Genomic DNA, 20,931 nt, shown 5'->3' with positions numbered 1-20,931 from the left:
CGTCATTTCCAACTTGACTGGGAATCTGATGAATAAGATAAATAAACAAGAGACCCCCAGTCAAGCTGAGGGTGACGATTTATTAATCAATTGGTTGCGTTGAATTTTAAACGAGCGTCATTCCCAGCTTGACTGGGAATCTCATGCTTAGTAATTCCAAAGTTAAAAGTAATAATCTAGAGATATCGCATCAAGTGCGATATGACAAACTAAAAAGATAGGTTTTCTCAATACTACCGTCATTTCCAACTTGACTGGGAATCTGATGAATAAGATAAGTAAACAAGAGACCCCAGTCAAGCTGAGGGTGACGTAATGTTAATTTTTTTGATGCGTATAGTTTTAAACAAACGTCATTTCCAACTTGATGGGGAATCTCAAATATAGAAGTTAAAATATATTGAGAAAGCCCTCGATATTCCATATATTTGAATAAAATAGCACAATTACATTTGAAAACAATTAAAACCCCTATAATTCCAATAAATCAGACTTTTGCAAAGATAAAAGCACCTCACGAATTACATAAAGAAGCAATATGTATATTTGTAGCAACAGGTTTTTTTCTAGATCAAGATACCTATTGGAAAGATGAAGTGGTTTTAAGACCAGCCACTATAAACACCTTAGATGAAAATGGTTTTTTAATAGAAAGTACCCCTTGGTTTCAATGGCATTATACACCACAGCAATGCGAATTTTCAGAAGCATTGCAACAATTTACGTCGCTTTTTGAAACGATTGTTAATGAGCAAGTGGGAGATAAGAAAGTGATTTTGCCTTTATCTGGAGGATTAGATAGCAGAACGCAAGCTGTTGCTTTAAAACACTTACAAAAAGATGTAAAAAGTTATAGTTACGAGTTTAAAGGGGGTTATCCAGAAACAAAAATCGCAAAAAGAATTGCAAAAGCTTGTGATTTTGATTTTAATGAGTACCAAATAGAAAAAGGATATTTATGGAACTGTATCGAGGAATTGGCAGAACTAAACCAGTGTTATTCAGAATTTACACATCCACGTCAAATGGCCATTGTAGATGAGTTTGAAACTATGGGGGAAATTTTTTCACTAGGTCATTGGGGAGATGTATTGTTTGATAAAATGTGCAATGAACATTTAAATGAACATTTAAATGAACATGAAGAACTAGCAGTTATTTATAAAAAGATCATCAAAAAAGGAGGATTGGAATTAGCAACTGCATTATGGAATGCTTGGGAATTACCCAATACCTTTGAAACGTATTTAAAACAACGCATTCAAAAACTACTCAATGAAATTAATATTACAAATTCGAGTGCAAAAATAAGGGCATTTAAATCCTTGTATTGGGCACCTCGTTGGACTGCAATAAATTTAAACGTATTTCAAAAAAAGCATCCTATCACACTGCCCTATTTTGATGATAACATGTGTGAATTTATTTGTACCATCCCAGAAAGTTTTTTAGCAGATAGAAAATTACAAATTGAATATATTAAATCAAGAAATAAAAAATTAGCAGCCGTACAATGGCAAGCTCAAAAACCTTTTAATTTAAATACGTATAGCTATAATAAAGTTCCATATAACCTGCCTTATAGAGTTATTGGAAAGCTACAAAGAGTTTTAAGTTCAGCAATTGGAAAACCTTTTATACAACGTAATTGGGAGTTACAATTTTTGGGATTAGAAAATGAAAAGCATTTAAAAAACTATTTAGAAGCTCCCTCATTTCAAAAGTTAATTCCAACAGCAGTTACAAATCAGTTTTATAAGGCTTTTAAAAAGGGCGATAAAGTGGTATATTCACATCCTGTTAGTATGTTATTAACCTTGGCTTTATGGAATAAAAAAACAATAAAGGTAATGGATAAACAGCAATTAAAAGTGTCTGTAGTATTGCCTATTTTTAATGGGGAAAAAACACTTGCGGATACTTTAGATAGTTTAGAGGTTCAAACATTTAAAGATTTCGAGTTAATTGCTTGTATTTATGGTACAAATGATGCTTCTGAAGCTATTTTAAACACCTATAATAGTAAGTTTAAGAAATTAGTAATTCTTAAGAATTCTATAAATCTAGGACTTGGCCCAACAATGAATCGTTTAGTAGCAAATACTTCTGGTGAATATATTGCAATTGCCGAACAAGACGATTTCTATTATCCAAAACGTTTAGAGTTACAAGTGAACTTATTAGATTCTAAAAAGGATGTAGGTTTGGTTTCAGGAATAGCTGAATTTTGGGATGGAGAAAAAGTTACTGGGAAATTCCCGGGTTTGTTAGTACATGGAAAACAATATCCAGAAGGTGAAGAACTATTTCTATTAAATTACAGAAATCAAATCAAAGTAGTAAATAGTTGTATGATGATTAGAAAGAGTGTTCATATTAAAAAAGGACTGTATTTTACAAAGCATTATCCAAGTATTAGTGTTGATTGGACTTATATTTTACGTTTTTCTTTAATTTCTAAAATTTATGGCATTAATGAAATTCTTGTTAGGTTAGATAGAAGACCTGAACGTAATTCTGTAACTACTCATAGGGAACAAAGTTTTTTAGCAACAAGGGAATTAATTAGATCTTTTAAGTATGAATATCCGAAAATAATAACTGAAAAGGATTATAAGTTTGCATTAAGAACTCAATATTTGATGGAAATGAATACCAAAGCCTTTATAGGTTATCTATGTCTGTTTATGAAGAATGTAATTATGTGTCCCTTCGAATCTCGTTATTATTTAAGTTTAAAGAAAAGGGTTTTGAAAAAAATCAGCAGTTAATGAAAAAAATTAAAATATTATATACCATTCCAAATTTCGATACCGCAGGAAGTGGAAAAGTAGTGTATGATTTAGTTAAAAATTTAGATAAAAATAAATTTAAACCTGAAATTTGTTGCTTTCATAATAAAGGAGGCTTTTTTAAGGAGGTTGAAAAGTTAGGTGTAAAAATTCATATAGTTCCTTTTACTACCTCTTATAAACCTTATGCAACATTTCCAATGCGAGTTTTAAAAATAAGTCGATTTCTTAAAAGGAACAAATTCGATATTATTCATTCTTGGCATTGGAGTTCGGATTTTTCAGAACCATTGGCAGCAAAATTGGCTGGTATTAAATACGTATATACTAAAAAAGCCATGAGTTGGGGAAATAAGGCCTGGGTATGGCGTTCTAAATTAAGTAGTGAAATTATAACTATTAATAATGATATGTTGCTGCAATTTTTTAATGCGATGCAACATAAAATTGTTCAAATCCCATTAGGTGTTGACGTTAATTATTTTAAACCTATTCCTAAAAGCTATAAGTCACCCGAAATTATAGAGTTTAAGAAAGAAGATTTTATTATAGTTTCGGTTGCTAATTTAGTAGCCGTTAAAGGAATCGAATTGCTTTTGACTGCAATTAAAAATTTGGATGATGCAACAATTAAAATATTAATTATTGGAGATGATAGTAGTGAATACGGTCAAAATTTAAGTAAGCAATTTACTCATAAAAACATTTATTTTTTAGGAAAAAAGATGGATGTAAGACCGTATTTAGCACTGGCAGATTTATTTATAATACCAACAAAAGATGAAGGAAGAAAGGAAGGGATGCCAATTGCTCCACTAGAAGCTATGGCTATGGGAAAAATAGTTCTTGGATCAAAAATATCTGGTATTAAGGATATATTAAAAGAATTTCCAGAAAACTTATTCGAAGCTGGAAATATAATAGAATTAGAACGTAAAATTGTTGAAATTAAAAGTATGGACAATAATACTAGAAAATTATTGGAAGCAAAAACGAGAAAGTATGTAGTTGATAATTTATCTATAGATAAGTTTATTTATAACCATGAAAAATTTTACACTAATTTAATGATATAAGGCTCATTTGCATCTTAGTAAAAGTGAAGAATTATTTTTAAAAAGTATATGATTGAAAAAAATAATAATATTAGTTTTATTATACCCGTTTTTAATGGTGCTTCTTTTATTGAAGATGCATATACTAATATAATTAATCAAAAAATTTTAAACTTTGAGATAATTTTTATTGATAATAATTCAACTGATAATTCGGTTTCTAAAATTTTAGCTTTAAGATTAAAAGATGACAGAGTTCATTTTTTAACAGAAAAAAGACAAGGAGCAGCAGCAGCGAGAAATAAAGGAATTAAAGAAGCTAAAGGTGAGTTTATTCATTTCTTTGATGTGGATGACAAGCTTTTTGATGGAGCAATTAATGTATTAAAAAAAGTTTTAGCTGAATATCCAAAAGTTATGAGTGTTTTTGGAAAGTCAATTAGAACAAACCATAAAAATATAGATTTATCAATTGGTAAACAAGATTCAAATGAATTAAGAGTATACAATAATGGTGAATTAGGTATTTTATGGTTGAAACATAAGAGTAAATTAGCAGGAACACCTTCTTTTTTGCATAGAAGAAAAGTATTTAAGAAGATAAAAGGATTTCAAGAAGACTTGTTAATAGGGGAAGATGCTTTTTTTCATGTTCAATTAGGAAATGAATTTTGTATAGCTTCAATTAATAGGCATATTTTTCATTATTATAGGCATGCATCATCAACAATAGCAAGAGAAAATAAAAGAGAAAGTGAAAAAATATTTACCTATTGGCCACAAACAATAAAAGCTTATTTGCCCTATAGTAAAACAACTAAAGTATCGGAAGAATTTAAATTGGAAGTTTTAAAACAAATATATGGTTCAATGGGGAAAATGATTTTGTTAACAAATGGTTTTAGAAATAGAGTAAAACTCAAAAATAAATTTATTCAAGAAATTACTCCGTTAAAGGTACCTGTATTTATAAATATGTTTTTACAACTTCTAGTTTTAACAAAGAGTTATTGGTTATATAAGCTTTATGTGTATTATATTTTAGATTTTTATATTAAGCAATTTAATAAAAATTAAATAATATTTTTTATAATTTGATTTGTTTTTCAATATGAGGAAATTTAAAATGAAAAGAGCATTTAGAAAGATTAGAAAGAGGGCTAAACAATTTAAGAAGCATCCTATTACAAAAAGGAATAGAGCAAGGGCTTTAATGAGTTATATTTTTTTTAATATAGTAGTTTTATTTAAAAATGAAATAATTTATAATTGGCTTGGTGGATTGAAAATTTATATTAGAAAAGGAGATGCAGGTATTGTTGGAAATTTATATTTTGGATTGTATGAATTTAATGAATCGATGTTTTTACTCCACTTTTTAAGAGAAGATGATGTGTTTCTGGATATAGGTTCAAATTTAGGGCATTACTCTTTACTGGCATCAGGTATACATAAATGTAAGTCGATTGCGATTGAACCAATTCCTAAAACATACAAACAACTTCTAAGGCAAATTAATTTAAATAATTTAGCGGGTTATATAAAAGCTCTTAATATAGGAGTAAGTAGTGAAAATTTAGAAATGTATTTTTCTACAAATAGAGGAACTATGAATAGAATTGTTACTAAAGGCTATAATAATTCTATTAAAATTCCAGTTAAAACAGTTGATAGTATAATTAATGAAGATATTAATTTGATTAAAATTGATGTTGAAGGGTATGAAAAATTTGTACTTTTAGGTTGTAAAGAAACATTACAAAAGAGCAGTCTGAAGGCTATCATTATTGAAATTAATGAAAGTGGTAATATTTATAATATTAAAAATGAAGAAATTGAAAATATTTTATTTGCTCATGGGTTTATACCATTTAAATATGATCCAATAAATCGTAAGTTGATAAATTTAAATAGTTATAATAAGGAGCAGTTTAACACGATTTTTATTAGAGATTATGAGTTTGTTAAAGAAAGAATATTAAAAAGTAAATCAATAAACATTTGGAATAAAAAAATATAATGAAAATCGGTCTCGTACTTTCCGCTACACCATCCTATTCAGAAACCTTTTTTAATTCAAAAATTAAAGGTTTGCAGGAAAATGACTTTGAGGTAGTCTTATTTGTACAACATAAATCTCCTAGTTTTAAATTGTGTCCAGTTTATAAATCGCCCAAAGTTTTTAAAAATCCGATGCTTCAGTTTTTTTCAATGCTAGTTGTTTTTTTAAAATTAGTACCGAATTCAAAAACAATTATAAGGTATATGCGTTTAGAAAGACGAGATAACAATTCTTGGTTTCAAATAGTAAAAAAAATCTATTTAAATGCTCATATTTTAAGTCAAAAATTAAATTGGTTGCATTTTGGTTTTGCTACGATGGCATTGGGCAAAGAAAATGTAGCTAAAAGTATAGATGCTAAAATGGGGGTAAGTTTTAGAGGTTTTGATTTGGCAATTTATCCGTTAAAACATCCTAATTGTTATAATCTACTTTGGAAACGTTTAGATAAAGTGCATACAATTTCAAATGATTTATTAAATATTGCTTATTCTTTGGGATTATCAAAAAATATGAATGTTGAGAAAATCACCCCCGCAATCGACATTGAGTTTTTTAAGAATGAGGATAAAAATATCAAACCAAACCAACATAAATTACAAATTTTAACAGTTGGGAGATTGCATTGGAAAAAAGGAATTGTTGCTACATTAGAAGCTTTAGCAAAATTAAAAGATGAAAACATTGATTTTACCTATTCAATAGTTGGTATGGGAGAAGATTATGAAAGAATAGCTTATGCAATTGTAGATTTGAAGTTAACTAATCATGTGAAATTATTTGGAAAAAAAAGTAGAAATGAATTGATACAAATTTATAAAAAATCAGATATTTATATTCAATATAGTATTTCTGAAGGTTTTTGTAATTCAGTAATTGAGGCACAAGCAATGGGGCCTCTATGTATAGTATCTAATGCTGAAGGTTTAACTGAAAATATTGAAAATAATAAAACAGGTTGGTTGGTAAATAGTTTAGAAGCCCCTACATTAGCGTTAAAAATTATAGAAGTTTTAAATTTAAATGAACAGGAAAAAGAAATGATTCGTTCTAATGCAAGAGAAAGGGTACTAAATTATTTTAGTTTAGAAAAACAAAAAGAGGCGTTTAAGAGTTTTTATAGTTAGTTGCTTTATGAAATTATTAAAATGTCACTTCGAGTGGTATTTTCGAAATGCAATGGAGAAATAGCGTATCGAGAAGTATTGCGTACCAGTTCTTGATACAACCTTGCGCACTCGGTCACGCGAACTGACGAAAAGCTATTGTTAATAGGCCGATAGGTTATAATAAAATATAATAAGAATCAAATGAAAAAAATTTTAGTAACAGGAGGTGCAGGTTTTTTAGGTTCACATTTGTGTGAACGCTTGTTAAAAGAAGGAAATGAAGTTATATGTGTCGATAATTTTTATACAGGTGGAAAATCCAATATCATACATTTATTAAGTAATCCATATTTTGAGTTGATCCGGCACGATGTTACATTTCCATTGTATATTGAAGTAGATGAAATATATAATTTAGCTTGTCCGGCAAGTCCTGTTCATTATCAGAACGATCCTGTACAAACTACCAAAACAAGTGTGCATGGAGCTATTAATATGCTAGGGTTAGCAAAACGTTTAAAAATTAGAATTTTACAAGCATCTACCAGTGAAGTGTATGGAGATCCTGTAGTACATCCTCAAAAGGAAGATTATTGGGGCAATGTAAATCCTATTGGACCAAGAGCTTGTTACGATGAAGGGAAACGAGCTGCAGAAACTTTGTTTTTTGATTATTATAGACAACATCATTTAGAAATTAAGGTAATGCGTATTTTTAATACCTACGGTCCTAATATGCATCCAGATGATGGCAGAGTAGTGAGTAATTTTATAGTGCAAGCTTTAAAAAATAAAGACATTACTATTTATGGAACAGGCAAACAAACACGTAGTTTCTGTTATGTAGATGATTTAATTGATGGTATGATTGCCTTTATGAATTCCCCAAAAGAAATTACTGGCCCTATGAATATGGGTAACCCAACAGAGTTTACCATTTTAGAATTAGCGCAAGCAGTCATTAGATTGACAAATAGTCAATCAAAAATTCGCTTTGAATCGATGCCTCAAGACGATCCGATGCAACGTAAACCAGATATCGACTTTGCTAAAAAAACACTTGGTTGGAATCCTACAATTCAGTTAGAAGAAGGCTTGCTAAAAACCATTCAATATTTTAAATCCATTTAAGTGATTCGTATTTATTATCCCAAAGATCATTATATTAAAAAACACCGAGGTGAATTATTTCCTTTGTTAAAAGCATTTATTAAAGGAACTTCTTTTACAGATTTGGATAGAATTGCGATGTATGGGGTTACTGAAAAAGACTATCAATTTGTAGATAACATTGCACAAAGCGATATCGCAATTTTAACAATGTCTTGGAATTATTACCAACGTACAAAACAACTTTTTTTAGCCGAAGACTTTATAAAAGAAGCCGAAAAATTTCATAAAAAAGTGTTCACACATACCACAGGAGATTTTGGAGTAACAATTCCCTATTTTAAATATTGTATTGTGTTGCGTCCAAATGGTTATGTGTCTAAATTACCAAGCAATCATGTTGGAATTCCTATTTTTATTGAAGACCCTTTAAAAAATAATAAATTTGAAACGAAACCGCTATTTGAAACAAATATAGATACACCTTTAATTGGTTTTTGTGGACAAACAAATGCATCCTTATTAAATGCTTTGAAAGAAATAGGGCGCGTGTGTGCACGAAATTTAAAGTTCTATTTAAAACTGTCTATTAACAGTCCTCAAAAAATAATGTCATCTTCTTATTTTAGAGGGCAAACATTAAAAATAATTAAAAAAAGCAGTTTATTAAACAATAATTTTATAGAACGAAAAAAATACAGGGCTGGTGTAAGAACTTCAGAAGAAAGAGCAAAAACTACGCAAGATTTTTACGAGAATATATACAACGCTATGTACACTGTGTGTGTTCGTGGTGGTGGAAATTTTTCTGTTCGTTTGTATGAAACCTTGGCTATGGGGCGCATTCCTATTTTTGTAAATACAGATTGTCTTATGCCTTTATCTCATGTAACAAATTGGAAAAACCACCTAGTTTGGGTTGAAGAGAACGAATTAAATACATTGCCAGAAAAAATAGTTGAGTTTCATAGAAAGTATTCCTTTAGAGAAAAAGAATTACGTATGAAGCAAAATAGGTTACTTTGGGAAAAAAAACTATCTTTTGATGGGTATTTTAAAACATTGTTTGAAAGTAACAAGGAATAATTTAAAATAATATCGTCACTTCAAGTGCTATTTTGCAATGGAATGGAGCAATAGTGTGTCGAGAAGTATTGCGAGAGGGTTCTCGATACAATTTTAAAAAGAACTAAGGTTCTTATCAAAACCACTCGAACTGACGGTGTAGAGAATTCCGTCACTTCGAGTGTTTTTTGTGGAGTGAAACGAAACAAAAAATGTATCGAGAAGTATAATTAAATAATAAGAAATTAAACAACTATGAAAAAGAGTTTTGTTTATATATTAAAATGTATAGATAATACCTACTATACAGGAATTACAAGTAATTTAGAAAATAGACTATTTCAGCATTCATCAGGTTTTTATAAAAATTCTTATACTTATAAAAGGAGACCCGTAACAATGGTTTTTTATACAGAATTTATAGATATAAATTTAGCAATTGAAAAAGAGAAACAAATTAAAAAATGGTCAAGAGTTAAAAAAGAGGCCTTAATTAATGGTGATTATGATGATTTGGTCAATTTAGCAAAGAAGAAATTCGAGTAGTATCTGGTGTAGGTTCTCGATACAACCTCGCGTACTCGGTCACTCGAACTGACGAAGATCCAAGTACGTCACTTAAGTTAAGAAAAATGTTCTAAAAAAGTAATCCACATAACAGGTTCTTTTATATTTGTATAAAATATATTATCAAACTAAATGCTCTTCAAATTTCTAAAATACGTTTCACCTACAAATTATTTCAATTTAAAGAGAAATAACAACACTATTGTTTTTCCAGATTGGGATGCTTTGCCTAAAAATATACAAGCACAAATAAAATTAAACAAAGCTTATAGTAATATAGAAATAAGTAAATTGGATGCAGGGTATCAAGCAGTCCAGAAAGGGTATATTGGAACTACAAAAACGATTAATTTTAAAGTACAAATTCCAATTGAGGATGAATACCGTTTTATACGAACGTATTTTAATAAATTATGGGTGTATTATACGTTACTCTGGCGTTTAATAACCTTGCATAATCCCTTTAAGGAGTTGCAGGCTTTTTTAAAGACTAAAAACGTAAGACAAGTAAATGTATTTAAAGAGTATATAAGCTATTTTGAATGGAATAACTTTAAAGGTGAATTGTTAAAACAACAGCCCAAAGTAAGTGTGATTATTCCTACCTTAAACAGGTATGCATACTTAAAAGATGTGTTGTATGATTTGGAAAAACAAGACTATACAAATTTTGAAGTTATTGTAGTTGATCAATCGGAACCATTTAACGAGTCTTTTTACAAGCAGTTTAAATTGAGTTTAAATATAATCCACCAAAAAGAGAAAGCACTATGGTTGGCTCGGAATACAGCAATAAAAATCTCAAATGCAGAATTTTTATTACTTTTTGATGACGATAGTAGGGTAGCGCCTGATTGGATTGCAAACCATTTAAAATGTATTGATTTTTTTAATGCGGAAATTTCTTCAGGAACTTCAATTTCAGTTGTAGGTGCAAAAGTTCCAGAATCGTATCGTTATTTTAAAGTATCTGAACAGCTAGATACTGGAAATGTTCTTATAAAAAGACAAGTTTTTAAAACAATAGGATTGTTTGATCGGCAATTTGAAAAACAACGTATGGGTGATGGCGAATTTGGATTACGTGCTTTTTTAGCAGGTTTTTTAAATATTTCCAATCCAACCGCAGAACGCTTGCATTTAAAAGTGGCAACCGGTGGTTTACGACAAATGGGAAGCTGGGATGGTTTTAGACCTAAAAGATGGTTTGCTCCACGACCAATTCCTAGTGTAGTATATTTATTTAGAACCTATTTTGGGAATACATTAACCCGGTATGCTTTACTTAAAGCGGTACCACCTTCTTTAATTTCTTATAAATACAAAGGAAATGTAAAAATGATGTTGTTGGGTTATATGCTTTCTGTACTTTTATTTCCGTTGGTATTATTTCAAGTATTAAAATCATGGAAGTTGGCAACAATAAAACTAAAGAGAGGAGCTAAAATTGAAATACTCTAAAAGCACACTAATCATAACTTCAGAATTCCCTCCACAACCGGGAGGCATAGGAAATCATGCCTATAATTTAGCAAAACAGCTGCAATTGCACGGATACATTGTGACTGTTTTAACCGATGTCCGTTCTAAAATAGGTATTGAGGAAGAACAATTTGACGCTACATTACCATTTAAAGTGATTAGAATTAAACGTTATGGCTTTATTTTGTTTACATATTTAAAGCGCATTTTAATGTATTGGAAAGCAGTAAGTAATTATGATTTGGTACTTGCTTCTGGAAAGTTCCCTTTGTGGATGGTAGGTTTAGATCCTTTATTAAACAATAAAAAGAAATATGCAGTAATTCATGGTAGTGAATTAAACCTAAAAGGGTTCAATAAAAAGCTAACAAACAATGCATTGTTGAATTTTAATAAAATTATTGCAGTTTCTAATTTTACAAAGTCATTAGTATCGCATTTAAAACATAGTTGTGTTGAAGTTATACCAAATGGATTTAATTTAGAGAATAGTACAAATGAGCAACCTACAATCAAAACTTTACGGGAAAAAGAAAATCCAATTTTACTTACGGTTGGAAATGTTACAGAAAGAAAAGGTCAGTTAAATGTAATTAAAGCATTGCCATTATTAAAAGAAAAGTATCCTAAGATCCACTATCATATTGTAGGAATTCCAACAAGGCAGCAAGATTTTGAAGTGGTTGCTAAAAAACTAAATGTAGCAGAACATATTACTTTTCATGGCTTGGTTACAGAACAAAAAAAACATCAATTATTACAAGAGAGTACTATATTTGTAATGTTGAGTAATAAAACGACAACTGGAGATGTTGAGGGCTTTGGAATTGCTATAATTGAAGCAAATGCTTTTGGGCTTCCTGCAATTGGATCTAATACTAGTGGTATTGTTGACGCAATTAATAATAATGTTTCAGGTAAATTAGTGGGTTCTAAAAATAAAGAGGCAATTTTAAATGCTGTAGCTGAAATTAGTAATAATTATAACAACTATTCGCAAAATGCAATAGTCTGGTCAACCCAATTTAAATGGGAGCTCATCATAAAAAAATATTTAAAAGTTTTTGAATAAATTATTAATTATATCGCATACCGAGCATTATAAAAATGCAAATGGAGTAATTGTTGGTTGGGGACCAACGGTTACTGAAATCAACTATTTATCACAAATTTTCGATAAAATATGGCACGCAGCACCCTTACATCAAAATACTGCTCCAAAAAGTTCGAAGCCTTATGTCGCTGGAATTGAATATGTTCCTTTAAAACCATCTGGCGGGAAAGGAATTCAAAAGATGTCTATTATTCGTCAAATTCCATATAATTTAAATCAGATTAGCAAGTATGCGCCTCAAGCAACTATTATTCAGTTTAGAGCGCCAACTGGTATTGGAGTGTATTTGTTACCTTGGTTAAAATTTATAAATAATACGGACTATTGGGTGAAATATGCTGGAAACTGGGGGGCTAAAGCACTACCTTTAGGTAATCGTTTACAGCGTTGGTGGTTAAAAAACATGCTTAGTTTAAATACAAAAGTTACTGTTAATGGTTTTTGGGCAAGCAATAAAAGAAATATAATTTCATTTGAAAATCCTTGCTTAACGGAAGATGATAGAGCGCTAGGGAAACAGCTAATAACTAGTAAAAAGCCTACTAAACCTTATAATTATTGTTTTGTTGGAGGATTAAATAACAATAAAGGAGTAGCATTAATAATTGATGCCTTTTGTAAAATAAAACATTCCAATATAGGTACGTTACATATAGTTGGTGATGGTATCTTAAGAACTCAATTAGAATTAAAAGCAACAAAAATACAGACCCCAATTATTTTTCATGGTTTTTTAAACAAAGCAGCGATTGTTGAAATTTATAAAGCCTGTCATTTTATACTATTACCTTCTAAAAGTGAAGGTTTTCCAAAGGTAATAGGTGAGGCCATGAATTTTGGTTGTATTCCCATTGTTTCTAATGTTTCTTGTATTGGGCAGTATATTCAAAATGAAAAGAATGGATTTTTAATTAAACCTCTAAGTGAAGAAAATATAATGAATGCCTTACAGCAAAGTTTATCAATTTCAAAAATTGATTTCAAAAATTACATTGAGCATAATTATAAAAAGGCTGAAAACTTCACGTTTAACCACTATTTAGAAAGGATTCAAAAAGAAATAGTTGGCTAAATGGTTCATAAAAACTTATTTCATTAAATTTGAATTTGTGATGTCATAATTAAAGATATAGAATTAATATAACAATCTCTTGGAATACAATAAAAGTTATAAAACTGAATTTATATTAGTGTTACTTCATCTGATGCTTGGAGCATTGCTTTTAGTTGGATTTGTATCCAAAATCTTATCGTTGTTAATTTTTTTTGCCGGTCTCATATATATTATTAAAACAAAAAACAGGAACAATCAAGCAATTTTTTGGAGTGCTTATGTAGTTGGTTCAGAAGTTATGTTTAGAATGACTGGAGGCACTTTTTTATATGAATTACCTAAGTATTCAGTCTTATTGTTTTTATTTTTGGGCTTGTATGTTGAAAAAAAACGACACCATGTTTCAATATCATATTTAACAATCATTTTACTTTTATTAATTGGTATTGCTTTTGTAGACATACCTTTTAACGAATCTATTCGGAAAGCCATCGCATTTAATTTAAGTGGTCCTATATTGTTATGTGTTTCTGCGTTGTATTTTTATAAAAGGAAAATAGCCATTTCAACGTTGCTTAATGTGTTGTTTTACATGTTATTACCAATAATTTCAATGGTAATTCTCTTATACCTTAAAACTCCAGAAATTGATAATATTAGGTTTAGTAGTAACGCCAATTTTACTACATCTGGAGGGTATGGTCCCAATCAGGTAGCAACTATTATTGGTTTGGGTAGTTTTATTGTGGTGGCACATTTGTTATTTAAAAAAAGAATTTTTCCGCTATTATTTATTGACATGTTTTTGTTTGTTTATATAATCTATAGAGGGCTTATAACCTTTTCGAGAGGAGGAATGATAACCGCTATGTTGGCTATAAGTGCATTTCTATTTTTTTATATACTTGCTAGAAAAGATAAAATACAGCAATTATTTAAATATACGGGGCTTATTATGCTTTTTGGGATAGCACTATTTGTATATACAGCTAATCTAACAGGAGGAATGTTAATTAATAGATATACGAATAAAAATGCTGCGGGAATTACTAAGAGTGATTTTACTACTGGTAGAATTGATTTATTTAAGAGTGAATTGGAAAATTTTTTTGAACATCCTTTTTTTGGAATTGGAGTTGGTGGTTCTAAATATGAGCGTTTTGAAGAAACGGACGTTTTAGCGGCTTCACATAATGAAGTGAGTCGTTTACTAAGTGAACATGGAATGATTGGTTTGATTGTTTTAATTTTATTGCTACTTATTCCAGCAAATCATATTTTAAACCAGCCTTATTTGGCAAGGGCTTTTTTAAGTGCTTTTTTAATATTTTGGTTTTTAACCATTAACCATTCAGCCATGAGGGTTGCGTTTCCTGCATTTATTTATGGCATGAGTGTTATGATTATTACTTTTAATACTGAAGAAGAGGAAGAAATTACTAAAATAACTTAAGCAGCAAAAAGTTGAAAAAACTTGTTTACATAGGGAATAATTTAGATTCAAAGAATCCTACTACTATTGTTCTACTTTCAAAGTTGTTTGTACAAATGGGCTTTAAAGTTAATATGTATTCAAACAAAAAGAATAAATTAGTCCGTTTGTTAAATATGTGCTATGGAGTTATCGAACATAGAAATTCTGATTATTTATTAATAGATACTTATAGTACTTCAAATTTTTATTATGCAGTGATAACTTCACAATTAGCCCGTATGTTTAATTTGAAATACATTCCTATATTGCACGGCGGAAATTTACCAAAGCGTTTAAATAGTAGTCCTTTTTTATCGAACTTACTGTTTAAGCATTCAAAAGTAAATGTTGCACCTTCAAATTATTTATTAGAGAAATTTAAAGAACATGGTTTTAAATCGAATTTTATTTCAAATGCGATAGAAATAAAAAAGTATAATTTTAAATTGCGAAATAACTTGCAACCGAAATTATTATGGGTTAGGGCTTTTCAAGAAATATACAATCCGTTAATGGCCATAAAGGTTTTGGAAATATTAAAAGAAAAGTATCCAGAAGCTGTGTTATGCATGGTAGGTTCAGATAAAGATGGTACTTTAAAAAAAGCGAGACGAATAGCTCAAGAAAAAGATCTTTTAAGTTCAATTGAATTTACAGGGTTTTTAAAGAAAGAAAATTGGATTAAAAAATCTGAAGCATTTGATATTTTTATAAATACAGCTACAATTGATAATACTCCTGTGAGTGTACTAGAGGCTATGGCATTGGGCTTGCCAGTGGTTTCTACTAATGTTGGTGGAATTTCATATTTAATAAACAATGGTGTTGAAGGGCTTTTAGTTGAAAATAATAACGAACAAGCCATGGCACAAGCTATTTTAAAACTTATTGAAAACCCCATTGAAACCCAAAAAATGACTCAAAATGCACGAACTTTGGTTGAAGGTTTTGATGTTGCAATGGTGAAACAACAATGGTATAAATTATTAAGTGAATGATAGCTAAAGCAATTTTTAAACTCGGTCAGAAATTAAGAAATCCATCATTAAATAAATGGTATTTATTTTTGAAAAGTTCTGAAAATTGGACGTTGGAAGAACTGGAAGCCTATCAATTAGAAAAGTTGAAAGGATTGATTGTTAATGCGTATACAAATTCCGAATTTTATAGAACGGCATTTCAAAAAGCAGGCATAACCCCTTCAGCTATTATATGCTTGAATGATCTAAAAAAATTACCCATAATTACGAAGGAGAATTTAATTTCTGAAAATCAGAATATTCAACAAAAAACAAATTCCACAAGATTTTTTAAAGCGAGCACTTCGGGTACAACAGGCGCATCTCTAATTTTTAAGAGAGCAGAAATTACAGATTCTTTTAACAGAGCTTCGTTGTTTAGAGGGTATTCTTGGTACAATGTGAAGCCTTGGGAAAGGAATGGTTATTTCTGGGGATTTAATTTTTCAAAAAAAGCAAAATTAAAAATCAAATTTTTAGACTTTTTACAAAATAGGTTCAGACTTTTTAATTTTGACGATAAACAATTAAAAAACTTTGCAAGAAAGTTACATAACTCAGGGTATATACATGGATATTCTTCTGCTATTTATGAAACTGCTAAAAAAATAAATAGGAAACATTTTAAGAAACCATTGCGTTTAAAAATGGTAAAAGGTACTTCAGAAAAAATATTCGAAAGCTATCAAAGTGAGGTTACACAAGCGTTTGGACAAAAAATGATTAGTGAGTATGGTGCTGCTGAAACGGGCATAATTGCGTTTGAATGCCCAAAAGGATCCATGCATATCAATATGGAAGGTGTGCTTGTTGAAGAGGTTGATAATGAAATAATTGTTACCAATTTGCAACAGTACTCTTTTCCGATTATTCGTTATAAATTAGGAGATATTATTAGACTGGCTCCTAGATCTAAGGTATGTGCATGTGGAATGCCTCATTTAATTTTAGAAGAAGTAACAGGAAGAGTTGGGGCAGTGGTTTATGGTAATACAGAAAGTTATCCAAGTTTGTATTTTTACTATATTTTTAAAAATTTAGCTAAAAAAGGGCTACTTTTAACGTATCAAGTATTACAAGAGAAAAAAGGGAAACTGTTGTTTTTAATTGAACAAAATTTAAAAAGTACAGAAAAAGAGGTATTAATGAATGAGGTAAAATTGTATTTTAAAGAAGATATGGTTACTGAAATCAAAGAGAATGCAACCTTCATTAAAGGTAAACACAAACAAAAAAGTTTTATTTCAAATATTGATTAAATGAACCCCTTAGTATCAATTATAACTCCAAATTACAACGCTTCAAGATACATTGCGGCTACCATAGAAAGTGTTCAAAATCAGGGTTATGAAAATTGGGAGTTATTAATTGTTGATGATTGCTCTACAGATAATTCTGTAGAAATTATTAAAACATTTCAACAAAAAGATGAACGAATAAAATTATTAGAGTTACCACAAAATGTTGGTCCGGCTATTGTTAGAAATAAAGGTATAAAACAAGCTCAAGGTAGTTTTTTAACATTTATAGATTCAGATGATATTTGGTTGCCTAATTTTATTGAAACATCCTTAAATAAGGTAATAAATACTAAAGGGTTTGTTTTTGCATCTTATCATAGATTAGACGAGGATTTAAAACCCTGTTATAAAGATTTTATAGTACCTGATAAAGTAAATTATTCTGACATTTTAAAATCGAATTCCATAAGTTGTTTAACCGCTTTTATAGATATTGACAAATTAGGAAAATTATATATGCCAGAAATTTTGTACAGACAAGATATGGGTTTGTGGCTGCAGTATTTAAAAACTATAGATGTTGCTATTGGCATTAAACAGCCCCTGGCAATATATAGAATTCGAAAAAAATCGCATTCCAGAAATAAATTAAACTTATTAAAACACCAATGGGAATTTTATAGAAATGTTGCAAAACTCTCTATTTTTAATTCATTGTATTATTTTTGTAGTTGGATATTTTTTGGTATTCGTAAATATTATTTTTAAAAAATGACAACAGTAACTCTAAGTACGTATCTTTATAAAATATTTAATTAGATAGTTATATGCCCCAAAAAAACATAAATTTTTCAATTTCAGAACGCAAACTTTTATTACGAATTTTTGATGTAGTAATTGTAATTGCGGGATTGATGTTGTTGTCTTATTTGTTTAATTTCCATTATTTTAATATCCAAAAAGTAGGTATTATTAAATATATGCTAGTTTTAAGTACTTATTTATTGTTGTTCGGAGAAATATTTGAAATGTATAATTTAAAAGTTGCCAATGATAAGTATCAAATTTTAAGAAGTACTGTATTAACGGGTTTTTTAACCACACTATTTTATGTGTTTACACCACTTGTTACGCCAATATTACCTGAGAACAGGTTACAAATTATGTATCTTTTTTTAGCAATTACGGTATCAATTTATAGTTGGAGATTTGCTTATATTCAATTTATATTTTCACCCTTATTTTTTAATCGAATTTTAATTATTGGTTCTGATAAAGATGCTGTAAATAACTTAATTAAAATAATAAAGGCCAAAGCACCTCATAATTATATTGTGGGATATATATGTCCTACAGAAATTAAAAATCAGTCAGCAAAGTACCTGAATGCAAAAAAAATAGTACTTAAAGAGCTTGTTACAACAAATAAAATTACAGAAATTGTAGTTGAGAATTTTCATAAAAGTGAATTTATAAATGCATTTACGCCGCAACTGATTTCACTTTTTAAAAGTGGAGCTATAATTACTAGTTCAGAAAAATTTACTGAATCAATCACTAAACGCATTCCAGAGGTCCATTTAAACCAAAATTTTTACAATCACTTAAACTTTAGTAAAAGTCATCAAAATAGAATTTATCTAATTTTTCATAGAGTATTTGATATTGTTGTATCAATTTTAGGAATCTTTTTTTTAATTTTTATTATTCCGTTTATTGTTATCGGAAATCTATTTTTCAATAGAGGCTCATTATTTTATTTTCAAGAAAGAGTTGGAAAAGGAGGTGCGTTGTTTAAAATTATTAAATTTAGAACAATGGTTCCCAATGCAGAAAAAAATGGAGCTGAATGGGCTACAAAGAATGATAGTAGAATTACAAAATTTGGTAGATTTTTAAGAAGTACCAGGTTAGATGAAGTACCTCAGTTTATTAATATTTTAAAAGGTGAAATGAGTATTATTGGACCACGACCTGAACGACCAGAATTTGTAACTGAATTGAGTGTAAACTACCCTTTTTATAAAATTAGAAATGTAATTAAACCGGGCTTAACTGGTTGGGCACAAGTAGAATATCCGTATGCGAGTTCTAAAGAAGAGCAGTATACTAAACTTCGATACGATTTATACTATATTAAAGAGCGTAACTTATTATTAGATTTTAAAATTATAATTAAAACAATAAGTACAGTGTTATTTTATCGAGGAACTTAGTTTAGTCTAAAGTCTCAATTTGAAAAGTTTTGAAAACGTCATTGCGAACGTAGCTTTTGCGAAGTGTGGCAATCTGTTAATTTGGAACTAAATACATAATTGTAAGTTCTTTACATGAGATTGCTTCAGTCGTACCTCCATCGCAATGACGTTGATTTTATATTTGAACGTGGAATTATTTCTATTATCTTAAAATTTTGACAAAAAAAATATCGGAGTAGTGAAACCCCGATATTTTGTTAGCTAACCATTGTAAGTAACTAACTAACAAATTATAAACTTCTTCTTTTTCTTGTATTTTCTGAAGTGGTACGTGCATTGTTTTTTGAACTTCTAGTTGTCATTTTAACAACATTTCTTTTTTGCTGAGTTCTAGCTGGCTTATAAGCTGCACTATTTTTTGTCCTTTTTTTTGTTACAGTTGTTTTTCTGTTTTGTGAAGATCTAACAGGAGTGCCGTTTGTTACCTTTTTGCTACGCTCATTTGTAATATTATAATTTCTTTTTTGAGCGGTTGCATTACGGTTTCCAATAGAACGATTGTTACTATTAGAACGGTTATTTACAGATGAATTTCTAGTTGTTGCATTTTTACTACGCTCATTAGCTGCATTAGAATTTCTTCTTTGAACAGTAGTATTTCTATTAGTACTGCTGTTATTTCTAGTTGTTGCCGTTTTATTCCTTTTTATTTGAGTATTTGATTTATAACGGATATCATTTCTTTGTGTTACATTATTAGTCCTCCTTTTAGGTACTTTATTTGTAGCATAACGATTTTTAGAATTATGTCTGTTGTAGCTACGGTCATTACGGTTTTTACTATAATAGTTGTTTTTACTATAATACTTGTTTCTTGAATGATCTCTGTGATATTTATACCTATTTACTTTATAATGATTTCTATAAGGTTTGTAACTTACAATTCTAAAATCAAATAAAGGTCTAGAAAAATAATTGTGATAAGGATGATACACATAATTTCTATTGTAACTATTTATATATCCTGAAAAATGGGTGTAAGATCCATAATGGTTATAATATACTCTCAATCCACCTAATCTTACCAATCGATCGCGATTGTAATTGATGTCAATATTACCAACTCTAGTAACACGCCCATAATAATCATAATAAATAGGAATATCTTCAACTTGAATAACAGCCCCAAAATCATCATATTGCACGTAAGCATCGTAATTATAGCCAGAATTGTAACTAATATTTATACCATTTCCTTGATAACTGGCATTAAAGCTTTTGCGAGGATTAATGTAAAAATCAAATTCTCCATTCTGAAAAACAGAAAACGTAACGCCTCTTTCAACAAATGTGAATGAATTTCCATCATTATAGTAATAATTGTTTGTTGTAGTTGAATTTGTTGTGTTAGCAGCAAAAGCTCCTAAGCTCACAAATATAAAGGTTGCGAATAAGAATAATTTGTTTTTCATAATATTGGGTTTTTAAGGTTATTACTAAAATTACTGGCTAGCATTTTCATTGTTCTAATTACAAACAACGTGCCAAAACCCTTTTTTATATGTAACCTACTGTAATGTAGGGTACTA

Annotated in this window: 17 protein-coding genes; 16 read left to right on the top strand and 1 reads right to left on the bottom strand. The window is 29.4% G+C overall.

The window, feature by feature from the left end; translation table 11 throughout:
- Positions 1-452 precede the first annotated feature (452 nt).
- The 16 genes from IEW75_RS10135 (at position 453) to IEW75_RS10060 (ending at position 19,360) form a co-directional block, all read left to right on the top strand.
- Entirely contained in the window at positions 453-2,771 is a 2,319-nt protein-coding gene (locus IEW75_RS10135) for a glycosyltransferase (protein WP_158283753.1), read from the top strand.
- A complete protein-coding gene (locus tag IEW75_RS10130) occupies positions 2,771-3,868 on the top strand; it encodes a glycosyltransferase (protein ID WP_158283754.1) in 1,098 nt (365 codons plus the stop codon). Before IEW75_RS10135 ends, IEW75_RS10130 begins: the two co-directional genes overlap by 1 nt.
- A 48-nt stretch (positions 3,869-3,916) precedes the next feature.
- A complete protein-coding gene (locus tag IEW75_RS10125; RefSeq protein ID WP_134246595.1) occupies positions 3,917-4,924 on the top strand; it encodes a glycosyltransferase family 2 protein in 1,008 nt (335 codons plus the stop codon).
- A gap of 49 nt (positions 4,925-4,973) precedes the next feature.
- Positions 4,974-5,867, top strand: coding sequence for an FkbM family methyltransferase (locus IEW75_RS10120; protein WP_158283755.1), 894 nt, complete (start codon positions 4,974-4,976; stop codon positions 5,865-5,867).
- Positions 5,867-7,036 (top strand): glycosyltransferase family 4 protein, encoded by a 1,170-nt coding sequence (locus IEW75_RS10115; RefSeq protein WP_134246597.1) that lies wholly within the window; start codon positions 5,867-5,869, stop codon positions 7,034-7,036. Before IEW75_RS10120 ends, IEW75_RS10115 begins: the two co-directional genes overlap by 1 nt.
- 183 nt (positions 7,037-7,219) lie before the next feature.
- Positions 7,220-8,149 carry a UDP-glucuronic acid decarboxylase family protein gene (locus IEW75_RS10110; protein WP_134246598.1) on the top strand — a complete coding sequence of 310 codons (930 nt, stop codon included), beginning with the start codon at positions 7,220-7,222 and terminating at the stop codon, positions 8,147-8,149.
- Positions 8,150-9,214 carry a hypothetical protein gene (locus IEW75_RS10105; RefSeq protein ID WP_134246599.1) on the top strand — a complete coding sequence of 355 codons (1,065 nt, stop codon included), beginning with the start codon at positions 8,150-8,152 and terminating at the stop codon, positions 9,212-9,214.
- A 234-nt stretch (positions 9,215-9,448) separates the two neighbouring features.
- A complete protein-coding gene (locus tag IEW75_RS10100) occupies positions 9,449-9,739 on the top strand; it encodes a GIY-YIG nuclease family protein (protein WP_134246600.1) in 291 nt (96 codons plus the stop codon).
- Between the two features lie 153 nt (positions 9,740-9,892).
- Positions 9,893-11,221 carry a glycosyltransferase family 2 protein gene (locus IEW75_RS10095; RefSeq protein ID WP_134246601.1) on the top strand — a complete coding sequence of 443 codons (1,329 nt, stop codon included), beginning with the start codon at positions 9,893-9,895 and terminating at the stop codon, positions 11,219-11,221.
- Complete coding sequence (locus IEW75_RS10090; RefSeq protein WP_134246602.1) at positions 11,208-12,314, top strand: glycosyltransferase family 4 protein; 1,107 nt, start codon at positions 11,208-11,210, stop codon at positions 12,312-12,314. The genes IEW75_RS10095 and IEW75_RS10090 overlap by 14 nt, the downstream gene beginning before the upstream one ends.
- A complete protein-coding gene (locus tag IEW75_RS10085; protein ID WP_134246603.1) occupies positions 12,307-13,428 on the top strand; it encodes a glycosyltransferase in 1,122 nt (373 codons plus the stop codon). Before IEW75_RS10090 ends, IEW75_RS10085 begins: the two co-directional genes overlap by 8 nt.
- Before the next feature lie 79 nt (positions 13,429-13,507).
- Entirely contained in the window at positions 13,508-14,863 is a 1,356-nt protein-coding gene (locus IEW75_RS10080; protein ID WP_134246604.1) for an O-antigen ligase family protein, read from the top strand.
- An 11-nt stretch (positions 14,864-14,874) separates the two neighbouring features.
- Positions 14,875-15,882 (top strand): glycosyltransferase family 4 protein, encoded by a 1,008-nt coding sequence (locus tag IEW75_RS10075; RefSeq protein ID WP_229714432.1) that lies wholly within the window; start codon positions 14,875-14,877, stop codon positions 15,880-15,882.
- On the top strand, positions 15,879-17,162 hold the full coding sequence (locus IEW75_RS10070) for a phenylacetate--CoA ligase family protein (protein ID WP_134246605.1): 1,284 nt from the start codon (positions 15,879-15,881) through the stop codon (positions 17,160-17,162). Before IEW75_RS10075 ends, IEW75_RS10070 begins: the two co-directional genes overlap by 4 nt.
- Positions 17,163-17,912, top strand: a complete 750-nt coding sequence (locus tag IEW75_RS10065; protein WP_134246606.1) for a glycosyltransferase family 2 protein — start codon at positions 17,163-17,165, stop codon at positions 17,910-17,912.
- Positions 17,913-17,971: 59 nt separating this feature from the next.
- Positions 17,972-19,360, top strand: coding sequence for an exopolysaccharide biosynthesis polyprenyl glycosylphosphotransferase (locus IEW75_RS10060; RefSeq protein ID WP_134246607.1), 1,389 nt, complete (start codon positions 17,972-17,974; stop codon positions 19,358-19,360).
- A 272-nt stretch (positions 19,361-19,632) separates the two neighbouring features.
- Here the strand turns inward: IEW75_RS10060 and IEW75_RS10055 are convergent, their stop codons facing one another.
- Positions 19,633-20,814 (bottom strand): hypothetical protein, encoded by a 1,182-nt coding sequence (locus IEW75_RS10055; protein ID WP_134246608.1) that lies wholly within the window; start codon positions 20,812-20,814, stop codon positions 19,633-19,635.
- Positions 20,815-20,931 lie beyond the last annotated feature (117 nt).

The sequence above is a fragment of the Lutibacter litoralis genome (assembly GCF_014646675.1).
GTDB classification, from domain to species: Bacteria; Bacteroidota; Bacteroidia; order Flavobacteriales; family Flavobacteriaceae; genus Lutibacter; species Lutibacter litoralis.
This window is presented reverse-complemented; position numbering and strand designations above follow the sequence as displayed.